The 19,620-nt window shown below is 66.7% G+C and carries 19 protein-coding genes; 4 read left to right on the top strand and 15 right to left on the bottom strand.

The annotated features are described in order from the left end of the window. Positions 1–89: 89 nt before the first annotated feature. The 5 genes from yajC to OY559_RS05255 form a co-directional block, all read right to left on the bottom strand. Positions 90–428 carry a preprotein translocase subunit YajC gene (gene yajC / locus OY559_RS05275; protein WP_192200526.1) on the bottom strand — a complete coding sequence of 113 codons (339 nt, stop codon included), beginning with the start codon at positions 426–428 and terminating at the stop codon, positions 90–92. A 303-nt stretch (positions 429–731) separates the two neighbouring features. Next, positions 732–1,868, bottom strand: coding sequence for a tRNA guanosine(34) transglycosylase Tgt (gene tgt, locus OY559_RS05270; RefSeq protein WP_277729023.1), 1,137 nt, complete (start codon positions 1,866–1,868; stop codon positions 732–734). After that, positions 1,865–2,077: a hypothetical protein gene (locus tag OY559_RS05265; RefSeq protein ID WP_277729022.1), complete on the bottom strand. Its 213-nt coding sequence runs from the start codon at positions 2,075–2,077 to the stop codon at positions 1,865–1,867. Before OY559_RS05265 ends, tgt begins: the two co-directional genes overlap by 4 nt. Beyond that, positions 2,074–3,123 carry a tRNA preQ1(34) S-adenosylmethionine ribosyltransferase-isomerase QueA gene (gene queA / locus OY559_RS05260; protein ID WP_277729021.1) on the bottom strand — a complete coding sequence of 350 codons (1,050 nt, stop codon included), beginning with the start codon at positions 3,121–3,123 and terminating at the stop codon, positions 2,074–2,076. The genes OY559_RS05265 and queA overlap by 4 nt, the downstream gene beginning before the upstream one ends. 53 nt (positions 3,124–3,176) lie before the next feature. Continuing rightward, positions 3,177–3,608 carry an Lrp/AsnC family transcriptional regulator gene (locus OY559_RS05255; RefSeq protein ID WP_142123745.1) on the bottom strand — a complete coding sequence of 144 codons (432 nt, stop codon included), beginning with the start codon at positions 3,606–3,608 and terminating at the stop codon, positions 3,177–3,179. Positions 3,609–3,727: 119 nt separating this feature from the next. Here OY559_RS05255 and OY559_RS05250 point away from each other — a divergent pair, with 119 nt between their 5' ends. After that, positions 3,728–5,224: an aminotransferase class III-fold pyridoxal phosphate-dependent enzyme gene (locus OY559_RS05250; RefSeq protein WP_277729020.1), complete on the top strand. Its 1,497-nt coding sequence runs from the start codon at positions 3,728–3,730 to the stop codon at positions 5,222–5,224. 131 nt (positions 5,225–5,355) lie between these two features. On the opposite strand, the gene OY559_RS05245 is transcribed toward OY559_RS05250, so the two are convergent. The 3 genes from OY559_RS05245 to OY559_RS05235 form a co-directional block, all read right to left on the bottom strand. Then, a complete protein-coding gene (locus tag OY559_RS05245; RefSeq protein ID WP_277729928.1) occupies positions 5,356–5,946 on the bottom strand; it encodes an inorganic diphosphatase in 591 nt (196 codons plus the stop codon). Between the two features lie 133 nt (positions 5,947–6,079). After that, on the bottom strand, positions 6,080–7,444 hold the full coding sequence (locus tag OY559_RS05240) for a purple acid phosphatase family protein (RefSeq protein WP_277729019.1): 1,365 nt from the start codon (positions 7,442–7,444) through the stop codon (positions 6,080–6,082). Positions 7,445–7,464: 20 nt separating this feature from the next. After that, on the bottom strand, positions 7,465–8,541 hold the full coding sequence (locus OY559_RS05235) for a phytase (protein WP_277729927.1): 1,077 nt from the start codon (positions 8,539–8,541) through the stop codon (positions 7,465–7,467). Positions 8,542–8,797: 256 nt separating this feature from the next. On the opposite strand from OY559_RS05235, the gene OY559_RS05230 reads away from it, so the two are divergent. Both OY559_RS05230 and upp read left to right on the top strand, forming a co-directional pair. After that, on the top strand, positions 8,798–11,173 hold the full coding sequence (locus OY559_RS05230) for a TonB-dependent receptor plug domain-containing protein (protein WP_277729018.1): 2,376 nt from the start codon (positions 8,798–8,800) through the stop codon (positions 11,171–11,173). Between the two features lie 111 nt (positions 11,174–11,284). Then, positions 11,285–11,917 carry a uracil phosphoribosyltransferase gene (gene upp, locus OY559_RS05225; RefSeq protein ID WP_277729017.1) on the top strand — a complete coding sequence of 211 codons (633 nt, stop codon included), beginning with the start codon at positions 11,285–11,287 and terminating at the stop codon, positions 11,915–11,917. An 85-nt stretch (positions 11,918–12,002) separates the two neighbouring features. Here the strand turns inward: upp and OY559_RS05220 are convergent, their stop codons facing one another. The 6 genes from OY559_RS05220 to rsmD form a co-directional block, all read right to left on the bottom strand. Continuing rightward, on the bottom strand, positions 12,003–12,893 hold the full coding sequence (locus tag OY559_RS05220) for an MBL fold metallo-hydrolase (protein ID WP_277729016.1): 891 nt from the start codon (positions 12,891–12,893) through the stop codon (positions 12,003–12,005). Between the two features lie 150 nt (positions 12,894–13,043). Next, complete coding sequence (ggt, locus tag OY559_RS05215; protein WP_277729015.1) at positions 13,044–14,786, bottom strand: gamma-glutamyltransferase; 1,743 nt, start codon at positions 14,784–14,786, stop codon at positions 13,044–13,046. 49 nt (positions 14,787–14,835) lie between these two features. Continuing rightward, positions 14,836–15,084 (bottom strand): YfhL family 4Fe-4S dicluster ferredoxin, encoded by a 249-nt coding sequence (locus OY559_RS05210; RefSeq protein ID WP_055940809.1) that lies wholly within the window; start codon positions 15,082–15,084, stop codon positions 14,836–14,838. A gap of 191 nt (positions 15,085–15,275) precedes the next feature. Next, entirely contained in the window at positions 15,276–15,770 is a 495-nt protein-coding gene (locus OY559_RS05205; protein WP_142123738.1) for a hypothetical protein, read from the bottom strand. A 46-nt stretch (positions 15,771–15,816) separates the two neighbouring features. Next, positions 15,817–16,326, bottom strand: coding sequence for a pantetheine-phosphate adenylyltransferase (gene coaD, locus OY559_RS05200; protein WP_277729014.1), 510 nt, complete (start codon positions 16,324–16,326; stop codon positions 15,817–15,819). Beyond that, positions 16,323–16,967 carry a 16S rRNA (guanine(966)-N(2))-methyltransferase RsmD gene (rsmD, locus tag OY559_RS05195; RefSeq protein ID WP_277729926.1) on the bottom strand — a complete coding sequence of 215 codons (645 nt, stop codon included), beginning with the start codon at positions 16,965–16,967 and terminating at the stop codon, positions 16,323–16,325. Before rsmD ends, coaD begins: the two co-directional genes overlap by 4 nt. 243 nt (positions 16,968–17,210) lie before the next feature. On the opposite strand from rsmD, the gene htpG reads away from it, so the two are divergent. Continuing rightward, positions 17,211–19,109 carry a molecular chaperone HtpG gene (gene htpG / locus OY559_RS05190; RefSeq protein WP_277729013.1) on the top strand — a complete coding sequence of 633 codons (1,899 nt, stop codon included), beginning with the start codon at positions 17,211–17,213 and terminating at the stop codon, positions 19,107–19,109. Positions 19,110–19,320: 211 nt separating this feature from the next. On the opposite strand, the gene OY559_RS05185 is transcribed toward htpG, so the two are convergent. Beyond that, complete coding sequence (locus OY559_RS05185) at positions 19,321–19,620, bottom strand: hypothetical protein (RefSeq protein ID WP_277729012.1); 300 nt, start codon at positions 19,618–19,620, stop codon at positions 19,321–19,323.

Below are 19,620 nucleotides of genomic sequence, written 5' to 3'. Positions count from 1 at the left end.
CGCAAGCCCTTCCCGGGCACGCGCTCAACAGTGGTTCGGAACAACGGGAATCCATCCCGCCGCAGGCGCGGCGGAACGGAAGAAGCGGATCAGGCGGACTTCAGCGTGCCCTTGGGCAGCACGTTGCCCACGGCGGCCTTCTGCACGCGCACGCGCACGTTGTCGGCCACTTCCAGGGTGACGAAGTTGTCGCCGATATCGGTGACGGTACCGGCGATGCCGCCGGAGGTGATGACCTCGTCGCCCTTGGACAGCTTGTCCAGCATCGAGCGATGTTCCTTCGCGCGCTTCATCTGCGGGCGGATCATCAGGAAGTACATGACGGCGATCAGGGCGATCGGCATCAGCAGGCCGAAGCCACCCATGCCCTGCGGGGCCGGCGCGGCCTGCGCGAACGCGGGGGCGATGAAGAAATCAAGCAGATTCATGGACTTGTCCATTGGGTATGAAAAGCAGCCGGGGATTATGCCACGCGTCGGGAAGCCCCGCCCGGACTTCCCCATCGGCCCGGACCGGAAAAGACCGCATCGGCGCCGGATGGTTCCCGGCCGATGATGGAAACCGCCCTGCGCCGGGGCGCCATCGGCCCGTCAGCGATGCTCGTTTGCCTCCTGTAGGAGCGCCCCATGGGCGCGATGCTCTTCCGGACCGCCCAAGGAGAGCATCGCGGGCATGGCCCGCTCCTACAAAGCCTCCCGAATGACGCATGCGGGCGCGACCCCGGTACGCGACTAGGGCGCCGGATCGATCCCCCGGGCCGCATAGAAGGCAGCCCGGAAATCCGAGAATCGCCCTTCCGCGATGGCCGCCCGCATTTGCGCCATCACCTGCTGGTAGTACCAGAGGTTGTGCAGGGTGCCGAGCATCGGGGCCAGCATCTCGTTGCAGCGGTCCAGGTGGCGCAGGTAACTGCGGGTGAAGCCGTTGCGGCAGGCATAGCAGCCGCAGCCGGGCTCGATGGGCTGCAGATCGTGTTCGTACTTGGCGTTGCGGATGCGGACTGTGCCGAACGAGGTGAAGTAGTGGCCGTTGCGCGCGTTGCGGGTCGGCATGACGCAGTCGAACATGTCCACGCCGCGCGCCACCGCCTCCACCAGGTCTTCGGGCCGGCCGACGCCCATCAGGTAACGGGGCTGGTCCGCCGGCAACTGTGGACAGGTATGTTCGAGCGTGGTGTTGCGCTCCTGCTCGGTCTCGCCGACCGCAAGGCCGCCGATCGCGTAACCATCGAAGCCGATCGCTTTCAGGCCATCGGCCGAACGCGAGCGCAGGTCATGGTGTACGCCGCCCTGCACGATGCCGAACAGCGCCGCGTCGTTGCCCTCGTGGGCGCGCTTCGAGCGTTCCGCCCAGCGCAGCGACAGTTCCATCGAGCGCTCGATCACCCGCGGATCCACCGGCTTGCCGTCGACGGTCACCGGCGGGCACTCGTCGAAGATCATCACGATGTCCGAACCCAGCACACGCTGGATGTGCATGCTCTCCTCGGGACCCAGGAACACCTTGCTGCCATCGACCGGCGAGGCGAAGGTCACGCCCTGTTCGGTGATCTTGCGCCGGTGCGCCAGCGAGAACACCTGGAAACCGCCGGAGTCGGTGAGGATCGGCTTGTTCCAGCGCGCGAACCCGTGCAGGCCGCCATGCGCGCCGATCACGTCCAGGCCCGGCCGCAGGTACAGGTGGAAGGTGTTGCCGAGGATGATCTCGGCGCCCAGGTCTTCGACATGCTCGGGCAGGATGCCCTTCACCGAGCCGTAGGTGCCCACCGGCATGAAGGCCGGCGTCTCGATGGTGCCGCGCGGAAACGTCAGCCGGCCACGGCGCGCGGCGCCATCGGTGGTCAGCAGGTCGAAGGACATGCGGCTCATGCGGCCAACCCCGCGTCGTCATGCTCCCGCCCGTCATACCTGCATCCGCCGCTCCCCGCGCCGTCATTCCAGCGCAAGCCGGAATCCATCTTGATGTTTGCTTCTACCAGCAACGGCAACATGGATGACCCGCCATTCGGCGGTTGAAAGCCCGGCTTGCGCCGGAATGACGGTGTTGATGATGTCGTGGCGACGCCGACATAGCTCATTTGTTGCACTCCGGGAACAACAGCATCGCGTCCCCATACGAAAAGAACCGGTATTGCTCGCGGACCGCGTGGGCGTAGGCCGCCATGATCCGGTCCTTGCCGGCGAATGCGCTGACCAGCATCAGCAGCGTGCTTTCCGGCAGGTGGAAATTGGTGACCATCGCATCGACGCTGCGGATGCGGTAGCCGGGGAAGATGAAGATCTGCGTCTCGCCCGCGAACGGCTGCAGTTCGGCGCCGCCTGCTTCTGTACGGTGTGTGGCCGACTCCAGCGCGCGCACGACGGTGGTGCCCACTGCGATGACGCGTCCGCCGCGCGCGCGCGTCGCGCGGACCTGCTCGACCAGCGCCGCGCCGACGTTGAGCCACTCACTGTGCATGTGGTGCTCGTGGATGTTGTCCACGCGCATCGGCTGGAAAGTGCCGGCGCCCACGTGCAGCGTCACGTGGCCGAATTCCACGCCGCGTTCGCGCAGCGCCGACAGCAGCGCATCATCGAAATGCAGACCGGCGGTGGGCGCGGCGACCGCGCCCAATTCGCGCGCGAAGACCGTCTGATAGCGCTCATCGTCGTCCCTGCCGGGATCGCGCTGGATGTAGGGCGGCAGCGGCAGGCGCCCGGCCGACAGCAGCCAGCTCTCCAGCGAATCCGGGACGTGGAAGCGCAACTGGTAGAACTCGCCGTCGCGCCCCATCACTTCCGCCTCGCCGCCGGCATCCAACTGGATGCGGCTGCCTGGCCTGGGCGACTTGCTGGCGCCGATCTGCGCCCGCGCGGCGTTCTCCGGCAACAGGCGCTCGATCAGGATCTCCACGCGTCCGCCGCTTTCCTTCTGGCCGAACAGGCGCGCGGGAATCACGCGAGTGTCGTTGAACACCAGCAGATCACCGGGCTGCACCCATTCCGGCAGGTCGCGTACATGGCGGTCAGCGAACGGCACATCGCCTGGCGGCACCACGAGCAGCCGGCTCGCGGAACGCTCGGGCAGCGGCGCCTGGGCGATCAGCGCCTCGGGCAGGTCGAAATGGAAATCGGACTTCTTCACGGTCGGGGCCTTGCGGGGGCGTGCATTGTACGGGAGCCCGCCGGGACGCCCCGTCAGCGTTCGAACTTGGTCGACAGCACGATCGACGAGGTGGTGCGCTCCACGCCGTCGAGCGCACCGATACGATCGGTCAGCACATCCATGTCGCCCACCGTCGGCACCGCGCCGATGGCGATCAGGTCGTGGCTGCCGCTGACCGAATGCAGCACGCGCAGCTCCGGCATCGCGCGCAGCGCCGCGACCACCGAGGTCATCTGCTTGGGATGCACGGCGATCATGATGTGCGCACGCAGGTGGCTGCGGTCGTATTCGTCATGGACACGGACGGTGTAACCGCTGATCACGCCCTCGCGCTCCAACCGCTCGATCCGGCTCTGCACAGTGGTCCGCGACAGGTTCAGCCGCCGCGCGATCTGTGCCGTGGAGGCACGTGCGTTCTCACGGAGCATTGAGAGCAGTTGCTGGTCGGCGTCAGTGAGCTTCATTGAACAGGCGCGATTCGTCGAATCGACGAAATATCCTCCAAATCCGCGCAGTTCACAACTGTCAAACGACGAATTAATCCCGATAATACGGGTTTGCCGTTTCCCGCCGGAGGATTGCCATGGCCCTGATCGACCATCTCGCCCCGTTGCGCGCCCACCCGGGCCAGCGCCTGACCCGCGGCCTGGACGATGCCGCCATCGAACGCCTGGCCAAGGGCCATCCGGACCTGGCGGCCGTCATCGAGGCCGCCGCCGCAGAACATGCGCGACTGAAGGACGAGTTCGCCGAACTGTTCGACCTCGACGAAGCCGAGCAGCTGCGCGCCGTGCAGGCCGGCTACGTCAACTTCTACGCCGAAGACGCCATCAACCCCTACATTGCGCTGGCTGCACGGGGCCCGTGGGTGGTCACGCTCAACGGGGCGGTGCTGTACGACGCGGGCGGCTACGGCATGCTCGGCTTCGGCCATACCCCGGCCGCGGTGATGGAGGCGATGGCCCGCCCGCAGGCGATGGCCAACATCATGACCCCCAGCCTGTCGCAACTGCGTTTCGACCGCGCCCTGCGCAAGGAGATCGGCCACACCCGCGGGGGCTGTCCGTTCGCGAAGTTCCTGTGCCTGAATTCCGGCTCCGAGTCCGTCGGCCTGGCCGCGCGCATCGCCGACATCAACAGCAAGCTGATGACCGACCCGGACGGCCGCCACGCCGGCCGCACCATCAAGCGCATCGTGGTGAAGGGCAGCTTCCACGGCCGCACCGAACGCCCGGCGCTGTATTCCGATTCCTCGCGCAAGTCCTACCAGCAGCACCTGGCCAGCTACCGCGGCGAGGATTCGGTCATCGCCATCCCGCCGTACGACGTGGACGCGCTGAAGCAGGCCTTCGCCGATGCGGAGACCAAGGGCTGGTTCGTCGAAGCCGTGTTCCTGGAGCCGGTGATGGGCGAAGGCGACCCGGGCCGCTCGGTGCCGCCGGCGTTCTACGCCGCCGCGCGCGAACTGACCCGCAGCCACGGCAGCCTGTTCCTGGTGGATTCGATCCAGGCCGGCCTGCGCGCGCACGGTGTGCTGTCCATCGTCGACTACCCGGGCTTCGAAGGTATGGACGCGCCGGACATGGAGACCTATTCCAAGGCGCTCAACGCTGCGCAGTACCCGCTGTCGGTGCTGGCGGTGAACGAGCGTGCCGCCGGCCTGTATCGCAAGGGCGTGTACGGCAACACGATGACGACCAATCCCCGCGCACTGGACGTGGCCTGCGCAACACTGGCCCAGCTGACCCCGCAGGTGCGCGAGAACATCCGCAAGCGCGGCGTCGAAGCCGTGCAGAAGCTGCAGCAACTGCAGGCGGAGCTGGGCGGCCTGATCACCAACGTGCAGGGCACCGGCCTGCTGTTCTCGTGCGAACTGTCGCCAGCCTTCAAGTGCTACGGCGCCGGCTCCACCGAGGAATGGCTGCGCCAGCAGGGCCTGAACGTCATCCACGGCGGTGCCAATTCGCTGCGCTTCACCCCGCATTTCGCCATCGACGGCGAGGAGCTTGACCTGCTGGTCGGCATGGTGGGCAAGGCGCTGCGCGAAGGCCCGCGGATCAGCCAGGCCGCGGCGGCCTGACGTCCGCCAGCGCTTCATGAAAAAGGCGAGCTCCGGCTCGCCTTTTTTGTTGTAGGAGGGGCTTCAGCCCCGACCGCCGCCCGACGAAGAGGTCGGGGCTGAAGCCCCTCCTACAGCCGCAAGCGACCTTTTCAGTCGTTCGCCGACTGGACGAAGCGCTCCAGCGATTCGCGGATCAGCGCCTTCGCTTCCTTCGCATCGCCGTAGCCGTTGAGCTGCACCGGATTGCGACCCTTCGGCAGGTCCTTGTAGACGCGGAAGAACGCCTCGATGCGCTGGCGCTCGATCTCCGGCAGGTCGGCAAGATCGCGGATGCCGACGTAGGTCGGGTCGACCTTGTCGGTGGGCACGCCGATGATCTTCTCGTCGTGCTTGCCGTCGTCGAGCATACGCAGCACGCCGATCGGCCGGAACTTCACCAGCACGCCGGGATGCAGCGGCTCCCGCGTCAGCACCAGCGCGTCCAGCGGATCGCCGTCGCCGGCCAGCGTGCGCGGCATCGAACCATAGTTGGCGGGATACGCCACCGGCATCGACTGGAAGCGATCGACGAAGACCAGCCCTTCGTCGTTGATCTCGTACTTGGTGAAGCTGCCCGCGGGAATCTCCACGGCCAGAAGCACTTCCTCCGGCGCGGCCTTGGGCTGCTGGGCGAGGAACGGATGGCGGATGTGCGCTTCGCGCGCGAGGGCGTTCCCCACGGAGAGGGCAAGCAGGAACATCAGGCAGACGAAACGCATGGAACACCTCGTGTAGGAGGGGCTTCAGCCCCGACCGGTGGGTGGAGAAGGTTTGGCTGTCGGGGCTGGCTTTCAACAGCCGAATGGCTGGTCAGCCCCTCCTACATGAAGCGACTCATTCCCAGCACCGATCGGTGCGGCCCTTCAGGGTCTCGGCACGGGTGCAGGTGCGTTCGTCGATGCGGCCTTCCGCGTGCTCGACGAGCTGCTTGCCCGCCACGCCATCATCGACGAGGTCGAAGGCATCGTAGAGGCGACCCGTCGCCGTGCGCGCTTCGTAGCGCAGGCGCGGACCGTCGAAGCGCAGCACCTGGAACAGTTGCGTATCTTCCGCGACCGGCCGCATGGTCTTGCGCGCTTCATCGGAGAGCCGGTACTGCTTGGCGCCAGTGACCGACACGACGAAAACGGGTGTGGGCACTTCGTTCTTCAGGCGACCGTACACATGGTCATGCCCCTGCAGCACCAGGTCGACCTTGCGCTTGCGGATCACCGGCAGCAGGTGCCGGCGCAGCAGCACGTTGTCGCGCCCCTCGCGTGGCGAGAAGAACGGCTGGTGCGTCAGCACGATGCTCCAGCGCTTCGGATTGCTGGCAAGGACACCCTCCAGCCACGCCGCCTGCGCCTTCGCCGTGCCCAGGTCGAGCGCGGAGGTGCCGTCGATCACCACCACACGCACATCCTGATAATCGAACCAGTACGTGGTCTGCTTCGCCTGCGCCACGCCATTGCCCGGCAGCGCGAACGTCACCGGCCAGTGCGCACCCAGCACGCGGCGCTCCTGCGGCGTGTCCTCGAACTCCTCGAAGTACTCGTGGTTGCCCGGCGCCGGCGCCACGACCAGCGAGGTCGGCAGCACTTCATTCGCCTCGAACCATTCGCCCCACTCGGTGTCGTCCTCGCCATCGCCGCCGCTGACCAGGTCGCCGGCGAACAAGGCCAGACGCGCCTCGGGCGCGGCCCGCATCGCTTCGCGGACGACACGGGTGGTCAGGCTGACGTTCTTGTTCTGGGTGTCGCCGAAATACAGCAGCGTCAGCGGCGCGTCTACCGCGGCAGCAGTACGGGTGTGGTGCCAGGCGCTCCAGGTGCGGTCGCCCTGCACGCGCCACGCATACAGCGTGTCCGGTTGCAGGCCATCGACGTCCGCGCGATGGTGATGGGCTTCGCCGTTTTCGGTCTTCAGCGGCGTGCTCGTCGCGTTGATCCGGCGCGGCTCGCCCATGTCGGGCGAGTCACCGGCGACGACGATCTCGAGCACGGGCGCATCGACCTTCGTATCCGTGCGCCATGCCACCGAGAAGCCGGAGGCGGCCTCCTGCGCCGGCGAGGCCACGATCCGGTCCGGAAAGCCGCTCGGCGCATAGCGCACCACGCCCTTCGGCACGCGCGTGTTCGGCTCGGGCTGGCGTGCCGTCGCTTCCTGCGCGAGCGGTGCCGCACAGGTCCCCAGCAACAGCACGGCCAGCACCCACTTCATCCCCGCATCCCCTGCCCGTCTCATTCGGCGCGGCACTCCGGCAGCGACAGAGCCTTGGCGATGTCGCGCCAGTCGAACGCGGCCACCGCCTGGTCGTCGTCGACGGCGTAGAACGCGCCCTGCGGGAAGCGTGCGTCGGCGCTCTGGTCCAGCCACACGCCATCGGTGTTCGCGGTCTTGTTGCCGGCGAACGCACCCTTGTAGGCCAGCGTCACGCGATCGAACACATGGAACACGCTGCGGTCCTTGAACTGGTCGGTGGCGATCCAATAGCCAGCGCCGCCCGCGCACTGCGCCAGCGCCATGCCCTCGGCCTGCGCCTTGAACAGGTCCGCGCCGATGTCGCGACCGCGATAGGTGCCGTCCAGGCCGTATTCGCGCAGGCGAGTGCCGACGGCGACATCCTCTTCGGCCAGCAGCAGGCGGTCGTTCGCCGCATCGCCGAATACGGACTCCGCGATGCGGATCGCGCCGGCTTCCCCGGTGTCGCCGAACGTGCCGGCGAGTACTGCCTTCCAGCCGCCCTCGGCGCGCTGCAGGTGGTAGCGCTTGAAGCGCTGGCCCAGTTCGGCCAGCGGTGGCGGCACGTCCTCGTTCTGCGGCGACATGTAGTTGTCACTGACGACGACCTCGTAGGCATCCTTCTGCGGGCGCACCCACAGCCCGTACGGCTGCTTCAGGTCTTCCGTGCCGAAGACGAGCAACGGCTTGAAGTCCGGCAGCTGGAACACCTGCACGCGCCGGTTGTCGCGCTCGACCACCAGCACCAGGTCGTCGATCACCGCGATACCGTTGGGCCGCTGCATCTGCCCGAGTTCGCTACCCGGGCCGGACACCGTGCGCAGTTGCTTGCCCGTGCTGCCGTCGTAGACGACCAGGCGGTGCGTGTCCTTGGCGGTGGCGATCAGCCAGCGCGTGCCATCGGCCGCGCGCCAGCTGGCGGGCGAATCGACGTTCTCCGCCGGCGTCGCCGGCGTGATGAAGGCTTCCGGTACGACGACGTGCGCGATCTTCGCCTCGCTCAGCAGTGGGTCCTTCTCGACGTTCTCGTCGGGCTCCTTTTCGCGCGCGGGTGTCTCTGTCGCCGCGGCGGGCACCGCAGGCGCATCGGGTTTTCCACCGCAGGCGGCGAGCAGGAGAGGAATCGCAAGCAAGACAAGGCGTGGTTTCACCGGTATCCCCATGACATGAAGGCGTCAACAAACTGCCATGTTCTACGCAGGCGCCATGACATTTTCATGTCAGCGCACTACACACGGATACCTGTCACCGCGCTGGAACCTGCCTGTCATGTTGCCGCCATGTGACGTGCTTACAAAGTCCCGTTTACTTTCGTCACGGGGACGACACACGATGAAACGCAATGCCTTGGCCGCCTCGCTCTCGCAGGTGCTGTTCTGCGCGGCCCTGCTGCCGGCCAGCTTCGCCGCCACCGCCCAGAACCAGGCGCCGGATGCCGGCGTCGCGGGCGATCCCAAGCAACTGGACACCGTGGTGGTGCAAGGCGAGATCGCCTACCGCGACCGCACCGATGACATCGCGCCCACCCTGGTCTACGACCTGGAATACTTCCAGCGCTTCGAGCCGAACACCGTCGGCGACATGTTGAAGCGCGTGCCCGGTGTCGGCTTCGTCGGTTCGGACATCATGGAATACGACGGCGTGCAGCTGCGCGGCCTCGGTGGCGGTTACACGCAGGTGCTGATCAACGGCAAGAAGGTGCCGGGCGCCGGCGACGACCGCTCGTTCTACGTCGACCGCATCCCGGCCGAAATGGTGGACCACATCGAGATCAAGCGCAGCGCCAGCGCCAACCGCAGCGGCGATGCTATGGCCGGCGCCATCAACATCGTGCTGCGCGATGCCTATGAATTCACCGGCAGCTACATCCGCGTCGGCGTGAACCGCTGGGACGATGGCGAGGTCAACCCGACCTTCGGCGCCGTGACCTCGTTCGAAACGCTCGGGGGCCGCCTGTTGGCCGGCATCAACGTGCAGGACCGCTATCGCGCCAAGACCAAGCGCTCCGACCGCTTCACCGACAATACCCAGGAAGAAAAGGTCAGCTGGGAAGACCAGACCGAAGTGAAGGATGGCCGCGACTATTCGGCCAACCTGTCCTACACCGCGGACGTCGGCGACACCGGCCGCTTCAGCATCGATGCCTTCTACGTCAAGACCGATCGCGACGTGACGGAAGTGTCGTTCGAAGAAGAGCTGGACGACGATGAGACCATCAACCTGCGCGTACCCGGCCGTGACCCGTACGACCAGAAGAACTACGGCATCGGTGCCGAATACACGTTCGACATGGGCGGCGGCACCACCGCCGTAAGCGTCGACTACGCCCGTTTCGAGAACTCGCAGGCGACCACCGAAGGCGAACACGTCTACGTGAGCGGCGCGGAGAACTGGGACGACACCTGGAGCATCCCTGCGGACGCGGAGTGGGACGAAACCGCCTACGAAGCCGAATCCGTGACTGCCAAGGATGCGGAGACCGGCTTCCGGCTGACACACGCGCGCCCGCTTGGCGGCGCCGAGCTGGAATTCGGCGTGGACTATCGCACCAAGAAGCGCGAAGGCCTGCTCGTGAGCTACGAGTGGGAAGCCGAGGAGGAAGACGAGGCCCCGGCGTCCCTGGCGGACTATGAGCTGGACGGCAGCGTGGCTTCGGTGATCGAGGAAAAGCGCCTTGACCCTTACATCATGCTCAGCAACAAGGGCGAAGCCTTCTCGTGGGAAGCCGGCCTGCGTTACGAGACCACCAAGTCGGAAGTGGAATACCTCGAGGACGAGGAAAGCGAAGGCCGCGTCAGCAAGGACTACAACGAACTGCTGCCGTCGGTGAACCTGCGCTGGAACCTGGGCGATGCGGACCGCATCAGCCTGTCGCTGGCCAGGACCATCAAACGTCCGAACTTCAACGAGCTGCTGCCGGCCCTGCTGGACGGCGAGTTCGGCGACAACGACTACATCGGCAACCCGGAGCTGGATCCGGAAACCGCCAACGGCCTCGACCTCGGCTTCGAACACCGCCTCGGCCGCAAGGGCGTGGTCGGCCTGAACTTCTTCTACCGCGACGTGAAGGACCTCATCGAGATCGTCAACACCGGCGAGCCCAGCGAAGAGATGCAGGACACCTGGGAAGAGATGATCGAGGACGGCGACGCCGTCGACCTGGCCGATGCGATGGCGCAGGAGCCTGCATCGAGCTGGCTTTACACCTCCTCCAATGTCGGCGATGGCAAGGTCTACGGCTTCGAGTTCGACGTGTCCACGCCGCTGTCCGCCATCGGGCTGGAGAACACCGGCGTCTTCGCCAACTACTCGTGGGTGAAGTCGAAGGTCGACGATTTCCTGGGCGAGCGCCGCTTCAACGACCAGGCCAAGTCCGTCTACAACATCGGCTTCATCCACGACCTGCCGACCCTGGGGGCCAGCTTCGGCGCCACGTACCGCAAGCAGGGCGATGCCTACGCGCGCGTGCTGGGCGAGGAAGCCATCATCCGCTACGGCGGCGAACTGGACGTCTTCGTCGAGAAGCGCTTCGGCACGAACGTGTCGGTGCGCCTGAGCGCCAACAACCTGCTGGATGCCAGCAAGGACGAGTTCTTCGACAAGTTCAACACCCTGCAGGACCAGATCGACCGCGACTACGACGAGTACGAGCTGGAAACCGAAGAAGCAGGCCCGAGCTACCAGCTGGTGATGCGCTGGGCGTTCTGATCCGTAGCGCCTCCACGCTCAGGCAGAAAGCCGGCTCGCGCCGGCTTTCTGCTTTGTGGGACCACCGGGTTTGATGCAGACTTCCCGCATCGCCTGCCGCCCTGCCCCGCCATGAAGACCGTCGAAGTCCGCCACCCCCTCGTCCAGCACAAGATCGGCCTGCTGCGCAACGCCGGCCTCAACACCAAGGATTTCCGCGAACTGGTCACCGAGCTGGGTACGCTGCTGGCCTACGAGGCCACGGCCGATCTCGAACTCACCACCGAGACCATGGCCGGCTGGGCCGGACCGGTCGACGTGAAGAAGATCGCCGGCGCCAAGATCACCCTGGTACCGATCCTGCGTGCCGGTCTGGGCATGCTGCCAGGTGTGCTGGCGCTGATCCCCACCGCGCGCGTCAGCGTGGTCGGCCTGCAGCGCGACGAGGAAACGCTGCAACCCGTGCCCTACTTCGAGAAGCTGACCGGGCGCCTGGAGGAACGCGACGCGCTGATCCTGGACCCGATGCTGGCCACCGGCGGCACCCTGATCGCCACCATCGACATGCTCAAGCGCGCCGGCGCGAAGCGGATCAAGGGCATCTTCCTGGTCGCCGCACCGGAAGGGCTCAAGGCACTGGAAGCGGCGCATCCCGATGTCGAGGTCTACACTGCCGCCGTCGACGAACGACTCAATGACAAGGGTTACATCCTGCCGGGCCTGGGGGACGCAGGTGACCGCATCTTCGGTACGCGGATCGGTTGAAGCCCTCTGCTGGTGTGGGAGCGACGTCAGTCGCGACGACAAGCCACCGCGTCGCGACTGACGTCGCTCCCACTTTCCTGCCGGTTCACGCCGCCAGCGTACGCGCGTGCAGCTCGGTGACCTCGTGGGCGACGCCAAACTTGCCCTTCTCGTCGCGCGTGACCTGCGCCAGTGCGCAGCCCGGGTCGTGGGTGAAGAACAGGTGGACGTTGCGGGCGAGCTTGTCGTCGAGGAAGGCGCGCTTCTCGTCGATCAGCAGTTCGGCGTTGCGGTCGTAGCCCATGGTGATGGGCACGTGCACCCAGGACCGGCCGGGAATCAGGTCAGCGCAGAACACCACGCCACCGTGCGCCTGTCCGTCCACCCTCTCCGGTCCGACGATCTCCGCCAGCATCAGGCCCGGCGTGTGGCCGTCGCTGAAGGTGAAGCGTACGGATTCGCCGAGCACGTTTGAGTGGTCGCTGGATACGAGTTCCAGTCGCCCACTCGCTTCCAGCAACGGCTGCAGTTCGGGAATGAAGCTCGCGCGATCGCGCGGATGCGGCTTCAGGGCACGCTGCCAATGGTCGGCACCGACGACGAACGTCGCGTTGGGGAACAGCAGTTCCGGCGCCTTGCCGTCCTGCCATGGCGCCAACAGGCCACCGGCGTGATCGAAGTGCAGGTGGCTGAGCACCACCACGTCGATGTCCTCGTGCGAGAAGCCGGCCGCCTGCAGCGAATCGAGCAGCACGTGGCGGTCTTCCTGCACGCCGAAGCGGGCGCGCATCTTCGGCTCGAAGAACGCGCCGATGCCGGTCTCGAACAATACCGTCCTGCCGTTCAGCGGCTGCACCAGCAGCGCGCGGCAGGCCAGCTCGATGCGGTTCTCCGCATCAGGCGGAGACCACTTCTCCCACATGGCGCGCGGCGCGTTGCCGAACATCGCGCCCCCATCGAGTTTCTGGGAATTGCCCAGCAGCGACCAGAGTTTCATGGGGCGATTCTACGCCCGACGGAGCCTCGGGACATTCCCGGTCCGACCCCCACCGTGCCCGCCCGCTGTAGGAGCGCCCCGTGGGCGCGATGCTTTCCCGCATCGGACAAAAGAGCATCGCGCCCATGGGGCGCTCCTACAAGCCCGGAATCAGCGTGTCGGCTCCGACTCCACCACCTTCGCCGCACCCACCGGATTGCGCGGGTCGCTGCCACCGTGCAGCGTATTGGTCGTCCTGTCCCATTCCACCGTCTGCAGGTTACCCCAGACATGGCTGGAACCGCGGCCGCCCTGTGCACTGTTGCCTGGCACCTTGAATTTGTGACCCATCGCTTCCAGCGCCTGCTGCGACGCGGGACTCAGTGCGTCGGTCTCCATCTCGATCAGGTCCGGCATCCACTGGTGATGGAAGCGCGGCAGGGCGGCGACCGCCTGCGGATCCAGACCGGCGTCGTAACCCAGCACGCCCAGCAGCACCATGGTGATGATGCGGCTGCCACCCGGCGTGCCCAGCACCGCCACCTTGTCCGGCGACTCCAGGAAGGTCGGCGTCATCGAACTGAGCATGCGCTTGCCCGGCTGCGGCGCGTTGGCGTCGTAGCCCATCACCCCGAAAGCATTCGGCGTGCCGGGCTTCAATGCGAAATCATCCATCTCGTTGTTCAGCAGCACGCCCGTGCCCGGCGGCACCAGGCCCGAGCCGTACAGCAGATTGACGGTCTGCGTGCCGGCAACGCGGTTGCCCTCGGCATCGATGATGGAGAAATGCGTGGTTTCCTCGTCTTCCAGCGGCGTCTGCTGGCCCGACAACTGGTCGCTGGGCGTCGCCTTCTGTGGGTTGATCGTCGCGCGCAGGCCGGCCGCGTAGTACGGGCTGGTGAGCGTCTTCATCGGGATCTGCACGAAGTCCGGATCGCCGAGATAGAAGGTGCGGTCACGGAAGGCGCGGCGCATCGCTTCGACGATCAGGTGCGTGCGCTGCGCCTGATCCAGCTTGGACAGATCGTAGGCATCGAGGATCTGCAGCATCTGCGTCAGCGCCACGCCGCCGGACGACGGTGGCGGCGCGGTCGTCACCTGCCAATCGTTGTATTCGAACGTCAGCGGCTCCCGCTCGCGCACCGTGTAGCCGGCCAGCTCCTTCGCCGTCCACTGCCCGCCTTCGGCCTTCACGCCGGCCAGCAGCAGCTTCGCGGTCTCGCCCTTGTAGAAACCATCGAAGCCCTGTGCAGCCAGACGCTCAAGCGTGCGGGCCAGATCGGGTTGCCTGAAGACATCGCCTTCCTTGATCGGCTGTCCGTTCGCGAGGAAGACCGCGCGCGTGCCCTTGTACCGTTCCATCACCTCACGGCGCGCCTGGTATCCGCGTGCCATGCGCGCGTAGACCGGGAAGCCCTCGCGTGCAGTGCGGATAGCGGGCGCCAGGGATGTCTTCAACGGCAGCTTGCCGTACTTCGCCGCCAGGTGGACGAACGCGGCAGGCAGCCCGGGAATTCCCGCGGCCCACGGGCCGTTCTCTGCGCGATCGCGGTTGAAGTCGCCATTCGGCAACAGGTACTTGTCCGGCGTAGCCGCTGCGGGTGCGGTCTCGCGCGCATCGATGAAGACGTCCTTGCCGGTCTTGCCTTCGTGCAGCAGGAAGAAGCCGCCGCCACCCAGTCCGGAACTGATCGGCTCGACCACCGACAGCGTCGACGAGACCGCGATGGCGGCATCGAAGGCGTTGCCGCCCTGCGCGATGACATCGAGACCGGCCTGCGTGGCAAGCGCGTGCGCGCTGGCGATGGCCACGCCCGGGGGATGCGGCGCAGAAGTGCGGGAAGCATCGGCCGCCCACGCGGCAGGCGCGAAGGCGACGACGAACAGCAATGCGAAAAGACGGCGTTGGATCACGATCGCTCCTGTTGCGGAAACCGGCACGAAGCGATGACGCGCGAGGGGATCAGCCGGCCTGCAGCCGGAGCATCTTCGCCAGCAATGCTTCGTGGGTCTCAGGATACGCCGGATCGGGGTCGATGCACTCGACCGGGCACACGACGACACATTGCGGTTCGTCATGATGGCCGACGCATTCGGTGCAGCGCGCCGGATCGATCACATAGATCGTCTCGCCCATCGAGATGGCCTGGTTGGGGCAGGCCGGCTCGCAGACATCACAGTTGACGCAGAGTTCGTTGATCTTGAGGGACATCTTGTTCCGTCATCCCCGCGAAGGCGGGCACCCAGTGACTTTCGACGCGGCATTCGTCGGAAGTACCAAACCCGGCGTCCAGTCGCTGCAGGCTGGCTGCGATGCGCGACTGAAAGTCACTGGATCCCCGCCTGCGCGGGGATGGCCTTTCCGCCAAGGCGTGGCCGCCGGAGCGGCCACGCGCGGAAAGGTCACTTGGCTTCGACGAACACGTACTCGGCGCTGCTCGGAGTGACGGCGGCCTTCACGCGCTCGCTGTCTTCCGCCTTGCCGATGAAGAGGATGCGCACGCCCTTGAACGTATCGGCTTCCACGCCTTCGAACGCGGCCACGGCCAGGTCGGCGATCTTGACGCTGGAGGGCGAGCCGAACGCGATCAGGTTGCCGCTGGTCACGCCGCGCGCCACGGCGCCCTTGGCCTGCTCCAACTGGCGGCCATACTTGGCCTCGAACTCCGGGTCGGTCTCGGCGGGCAGGTAGTACACGTACGGCGTGTTGGTGATCGTGCCCATGTTGGCGTCGACCACCTTGCTCAGGTACTCCTTCCACGCGCCATCTTCGGTCGTGGTCGGTGCGACCAGGGCGACTTCGGCCGGTTCGGCCGGGGCTTCATCCTGCTTCTTGCACGCCGCGAACGGCAGCACGAGGCAGGCGGTGAGCAGCATGCGGGTTGCGATGTTCTTCATGGGTGTTCCCCCTCCTGTTGGATCTGTTGTCGGAATCGCGGCGCGCTCAGGCGCCTTGTCTTTGTTTCTGCCATTGTGCCTTGAGCGCGGCAACGACGGCCGGCGGCACGAAACCGGACACGTCGCCGCCCAGCCGGGCGATCTCGCGCACCAGCGACGAGGAAATGAATCCGTACTGCTCGGCCGGCGTCAGGAACAGCGTCTCGACCTCGGGGATCAGGTGGCGGTTCATGCTGGCCAGCTGGAACTCGTACTCGAAGTCGGACACCGCGCGCAGGCCACGCAACAGCACGCCGCCGCCCACGTCCTTCACGAAGTGTGCGAGCAGGCCGTCGAAGCCCTGCACTTCCACGTGCGCGTGCTTGGCCACGGCTTCGCGGGCCAGCGCGACGCGCTGCGCCAGCGGCAGCGCAGGCCCTTTGCCCGGGCTCTCGGCCACGCCGATGATCACGCGCTCGAACAGCGGCGCAGCGCGGTCGATCAGGTCGATATGGCCATTGGTGATGGGGTCGAACGTGCCGGGGTACACGGCCGTCCGGGTGCGCGCCACAGTCATTCAGTCGTCGCCGGCGGATCGTCGGGGCGCAGTGTAGCAGTGGGCTGCGCGCCCGGGGTCCGGTACAGCGCATAGCGGACCTCGCGTGTCCGACCCTCGCGGTGCAGCGCCCAGGCCGGCGGGACCCCCGGCTGGACGTCCGCCGGCGATTCCACGTAGACCCAGGCACCGGGCGCCAGCCTCGGCGCCAACCCGTCCAGCGCGCGCGCCCACAGGCCATCGGCGAAGGGCGGGTCCAGGAATACCAGGTCGAAGGCGTCCCCACGGCCGTCCAGCCACGCCAGTGCGTCAGCCGCATGTACCTCGGCGGGCGCGGACAGCTTCGCCGCCGCCTCGCGCAGCGCCTCGGCCAGCCCGGAGTCGCGCTCCACCAGCACGGCGTGCGCCGCGCCGCGCGACAGCGCCTCCAGCCCCAGCACGCCGGTACCGGCGAACAGGTCGAGCACGCGCGCGTCCGGCAATGCCGGCATCAACCAGTTGAACAGGGTCTCGCGCACGCGATCGCTGCTGGGCCGCAGACCGGGACGGTCCGGCACCGCCAGCTTCGTGCCACGCCACCGCCCACCGATGATCCGCACCTGGCCGGTGCCGCGCGGCGCGGAGGCGGAAGTTGAAGAGAGGCGACGAGCGTTGCGGGCCATCAGGAAGCCGGAGAACGGGATGCCACGCATGATACGACCCCGCAGGAAGGGCTTCAGCCCCGACCACGCCCAACAGGCGGTACGCCCTGGAACGGTGAATGCCTGGCGCACGTTCCAGAGCACAGTCGGGGCTGAAGCCCCTCCTGCAGGGCATCGCGGGTTGAAATCGGCGGCCATACCCATACACCGGGATGCATCGGCCGCGCCTGCGGCCCGCACACCGATCCAAGGAGCACGTCCACGATGACCATCGAAACCCGCAAGGAAACACTGGGCTTCCAGGCCGAAGTGAAGCAGCTGCTGCAGCTGATGATCCACTCGCTGTACTCGAACAAGGAGATCTTCCTGCGCGAGCTGGTGTCCAACGCCGCCGACGCCGCCGACAAGCTGCGCTTCGAGGCGCTGAAGGAACCCGGCCTGATCGAGGAAGATCCCACCCTGCGCATCCGCATCGGCTTCGATGCCGCCGCGCGCACGGTGACCATCGACGACAACGGCATCGGCATGAGTCGCGATGAAGCCGTCGCCCATCTCGGAACGATCGCGAAGTCCGGCACCGGCGACTTCCTCAAGGCGCTGTCCGGCGACCAGAAGAAGGACGCCAACCTGATCGGCCAGTTCGGCGTGGGTTTCTACAGCGCCTTCATCGTGGCTGACCGCGTGGACGTGTTCAGCCGTCGCGCCGGCCTGCCCGCCAGCGAAGGCGTGCACTGGTCAAGCGCCGGCGAAGGCGATTTCGAGGTGGCCACGGTCGACAAGCCCGAACGCGGCACACGCATCGTGCTGCACCTGAAGGAAGGCGAGGAAGGCTTCGCCGATGGCTGGAAGCTGCGCGGCATCGTCAAGAAATATTCGGACCACGTCGGCCTGCCGATCGAGATGCCGAAGGAGCACCACGGCGAGGACAAGCCGGCCGCGCCGGAATGGGAGGCCGTCAACAAGGCCAGCGCACTGTGGACGCGCGCCAAGTCCGAGATCAAGGACGAGGAATACACCGAGTTCTACAAGCACATCGCCCACGACTTCACCGATCCGGTCGCGTGGAGCCACAACAAGGTCGAGGGCAAGCTGGAATACACCTCGCTGCTGTACGTGCCCGGTCGCGCGCCGTTCGACCTGTACCACCGCGACGGCGCCAAGGGCCTGAAGCTGTACGTGCAGCGCGTCTTCATCATGGACCAGGCCGAACAGTTCCTGCCGCTGTACCTGCGCTTCCTGCGCGGCGTGGTGGATTCATCCGACCTGTCGCTCAACGTCTCGCGCGAGATCCTGCAATCCGGCCCGGTGGTCGACTCCATGCGCTCCGCGCTGACCAAGCGCGCACTCGACATGCTGGAGAAGCTGGCCAAGGACAAGCCCGAGGACTACAAGGCGTTCTGGACCAACTTCGGCCAGGTGCTGAAGGAAGGCCCGGCCGAGGACTACGCCAACCGCGAGAAGATCGCCGGCCTGCTGCGCTTCGCGTCCACCCACGACACCTCCGGCGCGCCCAGCGTGTCGTTGGCCGACTACGTGGGTCGCCTGCAGGAAGGCCAGGACAAGCTGTACTACCTGACCGGGGAATCGCATGCGCAGATCAAGGACAGCCCGCACCTGGAGATCTTCCGCAAGAAGGGCATCGAGGTGTTGCTGCTCACCGACCGCATCGACGAATGGCTGATGGGCTACCTGACCGAGTTCGACGGCAAGTCCTTCGTCGACGTCGCCCGCGGTGATCTGGACCTGGGTGCGCTGGACAGCGAGGACGAGAAGAAGGCGCAGGAGGAAAGCGCGAAAGCGAAGGAGGCCCTCACCGGCCGCATCAAGACCGTGCTGGGCCCGGACGTGGCCGACGTGCGCGTCTCGCATCGCCTGACCGATTCGCCCGCCATCCTCGCGATGGGCCAGGGCGACCTGGGCGTGCAGATGCGCCAGCTGCTGGAAGCCAGTGGCCAGACGGCACCGGAGAGCAAGCCCGTGTTCGAATTCAACCCGGAGCATCCGCTGATCGCGAAACTCGATGCCGAGAGCGATGCGAACCGCTTCAACAACCTGACCCGCGTGCTGTTCGACCAGGCTGCGCTGGCCGCGGGTGAGAGCCTGAAGGACCCGGCCGGCTACGTGAAGCGGCTCAATGCGCTGCTGCTGGAGTTATCGGCGTAAGCGACGCCTGCTGTTGCTGCCCTCTCCCCGCGCAACGGGGAGAGGGTGCCGAAGGCGGGTGAGGGGCAAACGGAGACAAGACGCATTGAGCGCCGACAACGTGCCCGCGCGAGCGAGGCTGTCGCCTCAGCAGCGTCTCCGCGCGAAAAGCGCCCCTCATCCGCCCTTCGGGCACCTTCTCCCCGCAAGCGGGGAGAAGGGATCGTATGCGCTACGCCCTGACGTCCAGCAGGCTGCCCAGCGTCTGATCGGCCACTTTCAGCACGAACAGGTTCGCGCCGGCCATCGCCTTGTACGTCAGCATCGCGGCCACGTCTTCGAGCGGGGCGGCGGGATCGGCAGGCGCCTCGACCACGCGCGCGGACACGCCACCGGCCTCGGCCGACGACAGCGCCACGCCCTGCCGCGCCGCGTCTGGCGTAGCCAGGTTGGCGATGTTGTGCGCTGCGGCCTGCATGCCGAGCGAGGCGGCGCGCAGGCCGGAAGCAGCGATGCCGGCGATGGGGGTCAT

Source organism: Pseudoxanthomonas sp. SE1 (assembly GCF_029542205.1).
Classification (GTDB): domain Bacteria; phylum Pseudomonadota; class Gammaproteobacteria; order Xanthomonadales; family Xanthomonadaceae; genus Pseudoxanthomonas_A.
Note: the sequence above shows the minus strand (reverse complement) of the source record. Positions and strands in the feature narration are given on the sequence as shown.

Excerpts from the sequence above, each read along its gene's own strand:
- yajC (WP_192200526.1), bottom strand. The coding sequence starts at position 428 with ATGAATCTGCTTGATTTCTTCATCGCCCCCGCGTTCGCGCAGGCCGCG.
- tgt (WP_277729023.1), bottom strand. The coding sequence starts at position 1,868 with ATGAGCCGCATGTCCTTCGACCTGCTGACCACCGATGGCGCCGCGCGC.
- OY559_RS05265 (WP_277729022.1), bottom strand. The coding sequence starts at position 2,077 with ATGAGCTATGTCGGCGTCGCCACGACATCATCAACACCGTCATTCCGG.
- OY559_RS05255 (WP_142123745.1), bottom strand. The coding sequence starts at position 3,608 with ATGAAGCTCACTGACGCCGACCAGCAACTGCTCTCAATGCTCCGTGAG.
- OY559_RS05250 (WP_277729020.1), top strand. The coding sequence starts at position 3,728 with ATGGCCCTGATCGACCATCTCGCCCCGTTGCGCGCCCACCCGGGCCAG.
- OY559_RS05245 (WP_277729928.1), bottom strand. The coding sequence starts at position 5,946 with ATGTTCCTGCTTGCCCTCTCCGTGGGGAACGCCCTCGCGCGCGAAGCG.
- OY559_RS05240 (WP_277729019.1), bottom strand. The coding sequence starts at position 7,444 with ATGAAGTGGGTGCTGGCCGTGCTGTTGCTGGGGACCTGTGCGGCACCG.
- OY559_RS05230 (WP_277729018.1), top strand. The coding sequence starts at position 8,798 with ATGAAACGCAATGCCTTGGCCGCCTCGCTCTCGCAGGTGCTGTTCTGC.
- upp (WP_277729017.1), top strand. The coding sequence starts at position 11,285 with ATGAAGACCGTCGAAGTCCGCCACCCCCTCGTCCAGCACAAGATCGGC.
- OY559_RS05220 (WP_277729016.1), bottom strand. The coding sequence starts at position 12,893 with ATGAAACTCTGGTCGCTGCTGGGCAATTCCCAGAAACTCGATGGGGGC.
- OY559_RS05210 (WP_055940809.1), bottom strand. The coding sequence starts at position 15,084 with ATGTCCCTCAAGATCAACGAACTCTGCGTCAACTGTGATGTCTGCGAG.
- OY559_RS05205 (WP_142123738.1), bottom strand. The coding sequence starts at position 15,770 with ATGAAGAACATCGCAACCCGCATGCTGCTCACCGCCTGCCTCGTGCTG.
- coaD (WP_277729014.1), bottom strand. The coding sequence starts at position 16,326 with ATGACTGTGGCGCGCACCCGGACGGCCGTGTACCCCGGCACGTTCGAC.
- rsmD (WP_277729926.1), bottom strand. The coding sequence starts at position 16,967 with ATGGCCCGCAACGCTCGTCGCCTCTCTTCAACTTCCGCCTCCGCGCCG.
- htpG (WP_277729013.1), top strand. The coding sequence starts at position 17,211 with ATGACCATCGAAACCCGCAAGGAAACACTGGGCTTCCAGGCCGAAGTG.
- OY559_RS05185 (WP_277729012.1), bottom strand. The coding sequence starts at position 19,620 with ATGACCCCCATCGCCGGCATCGCTGCTTCCGGCCTGCGCGCCGCCTCG.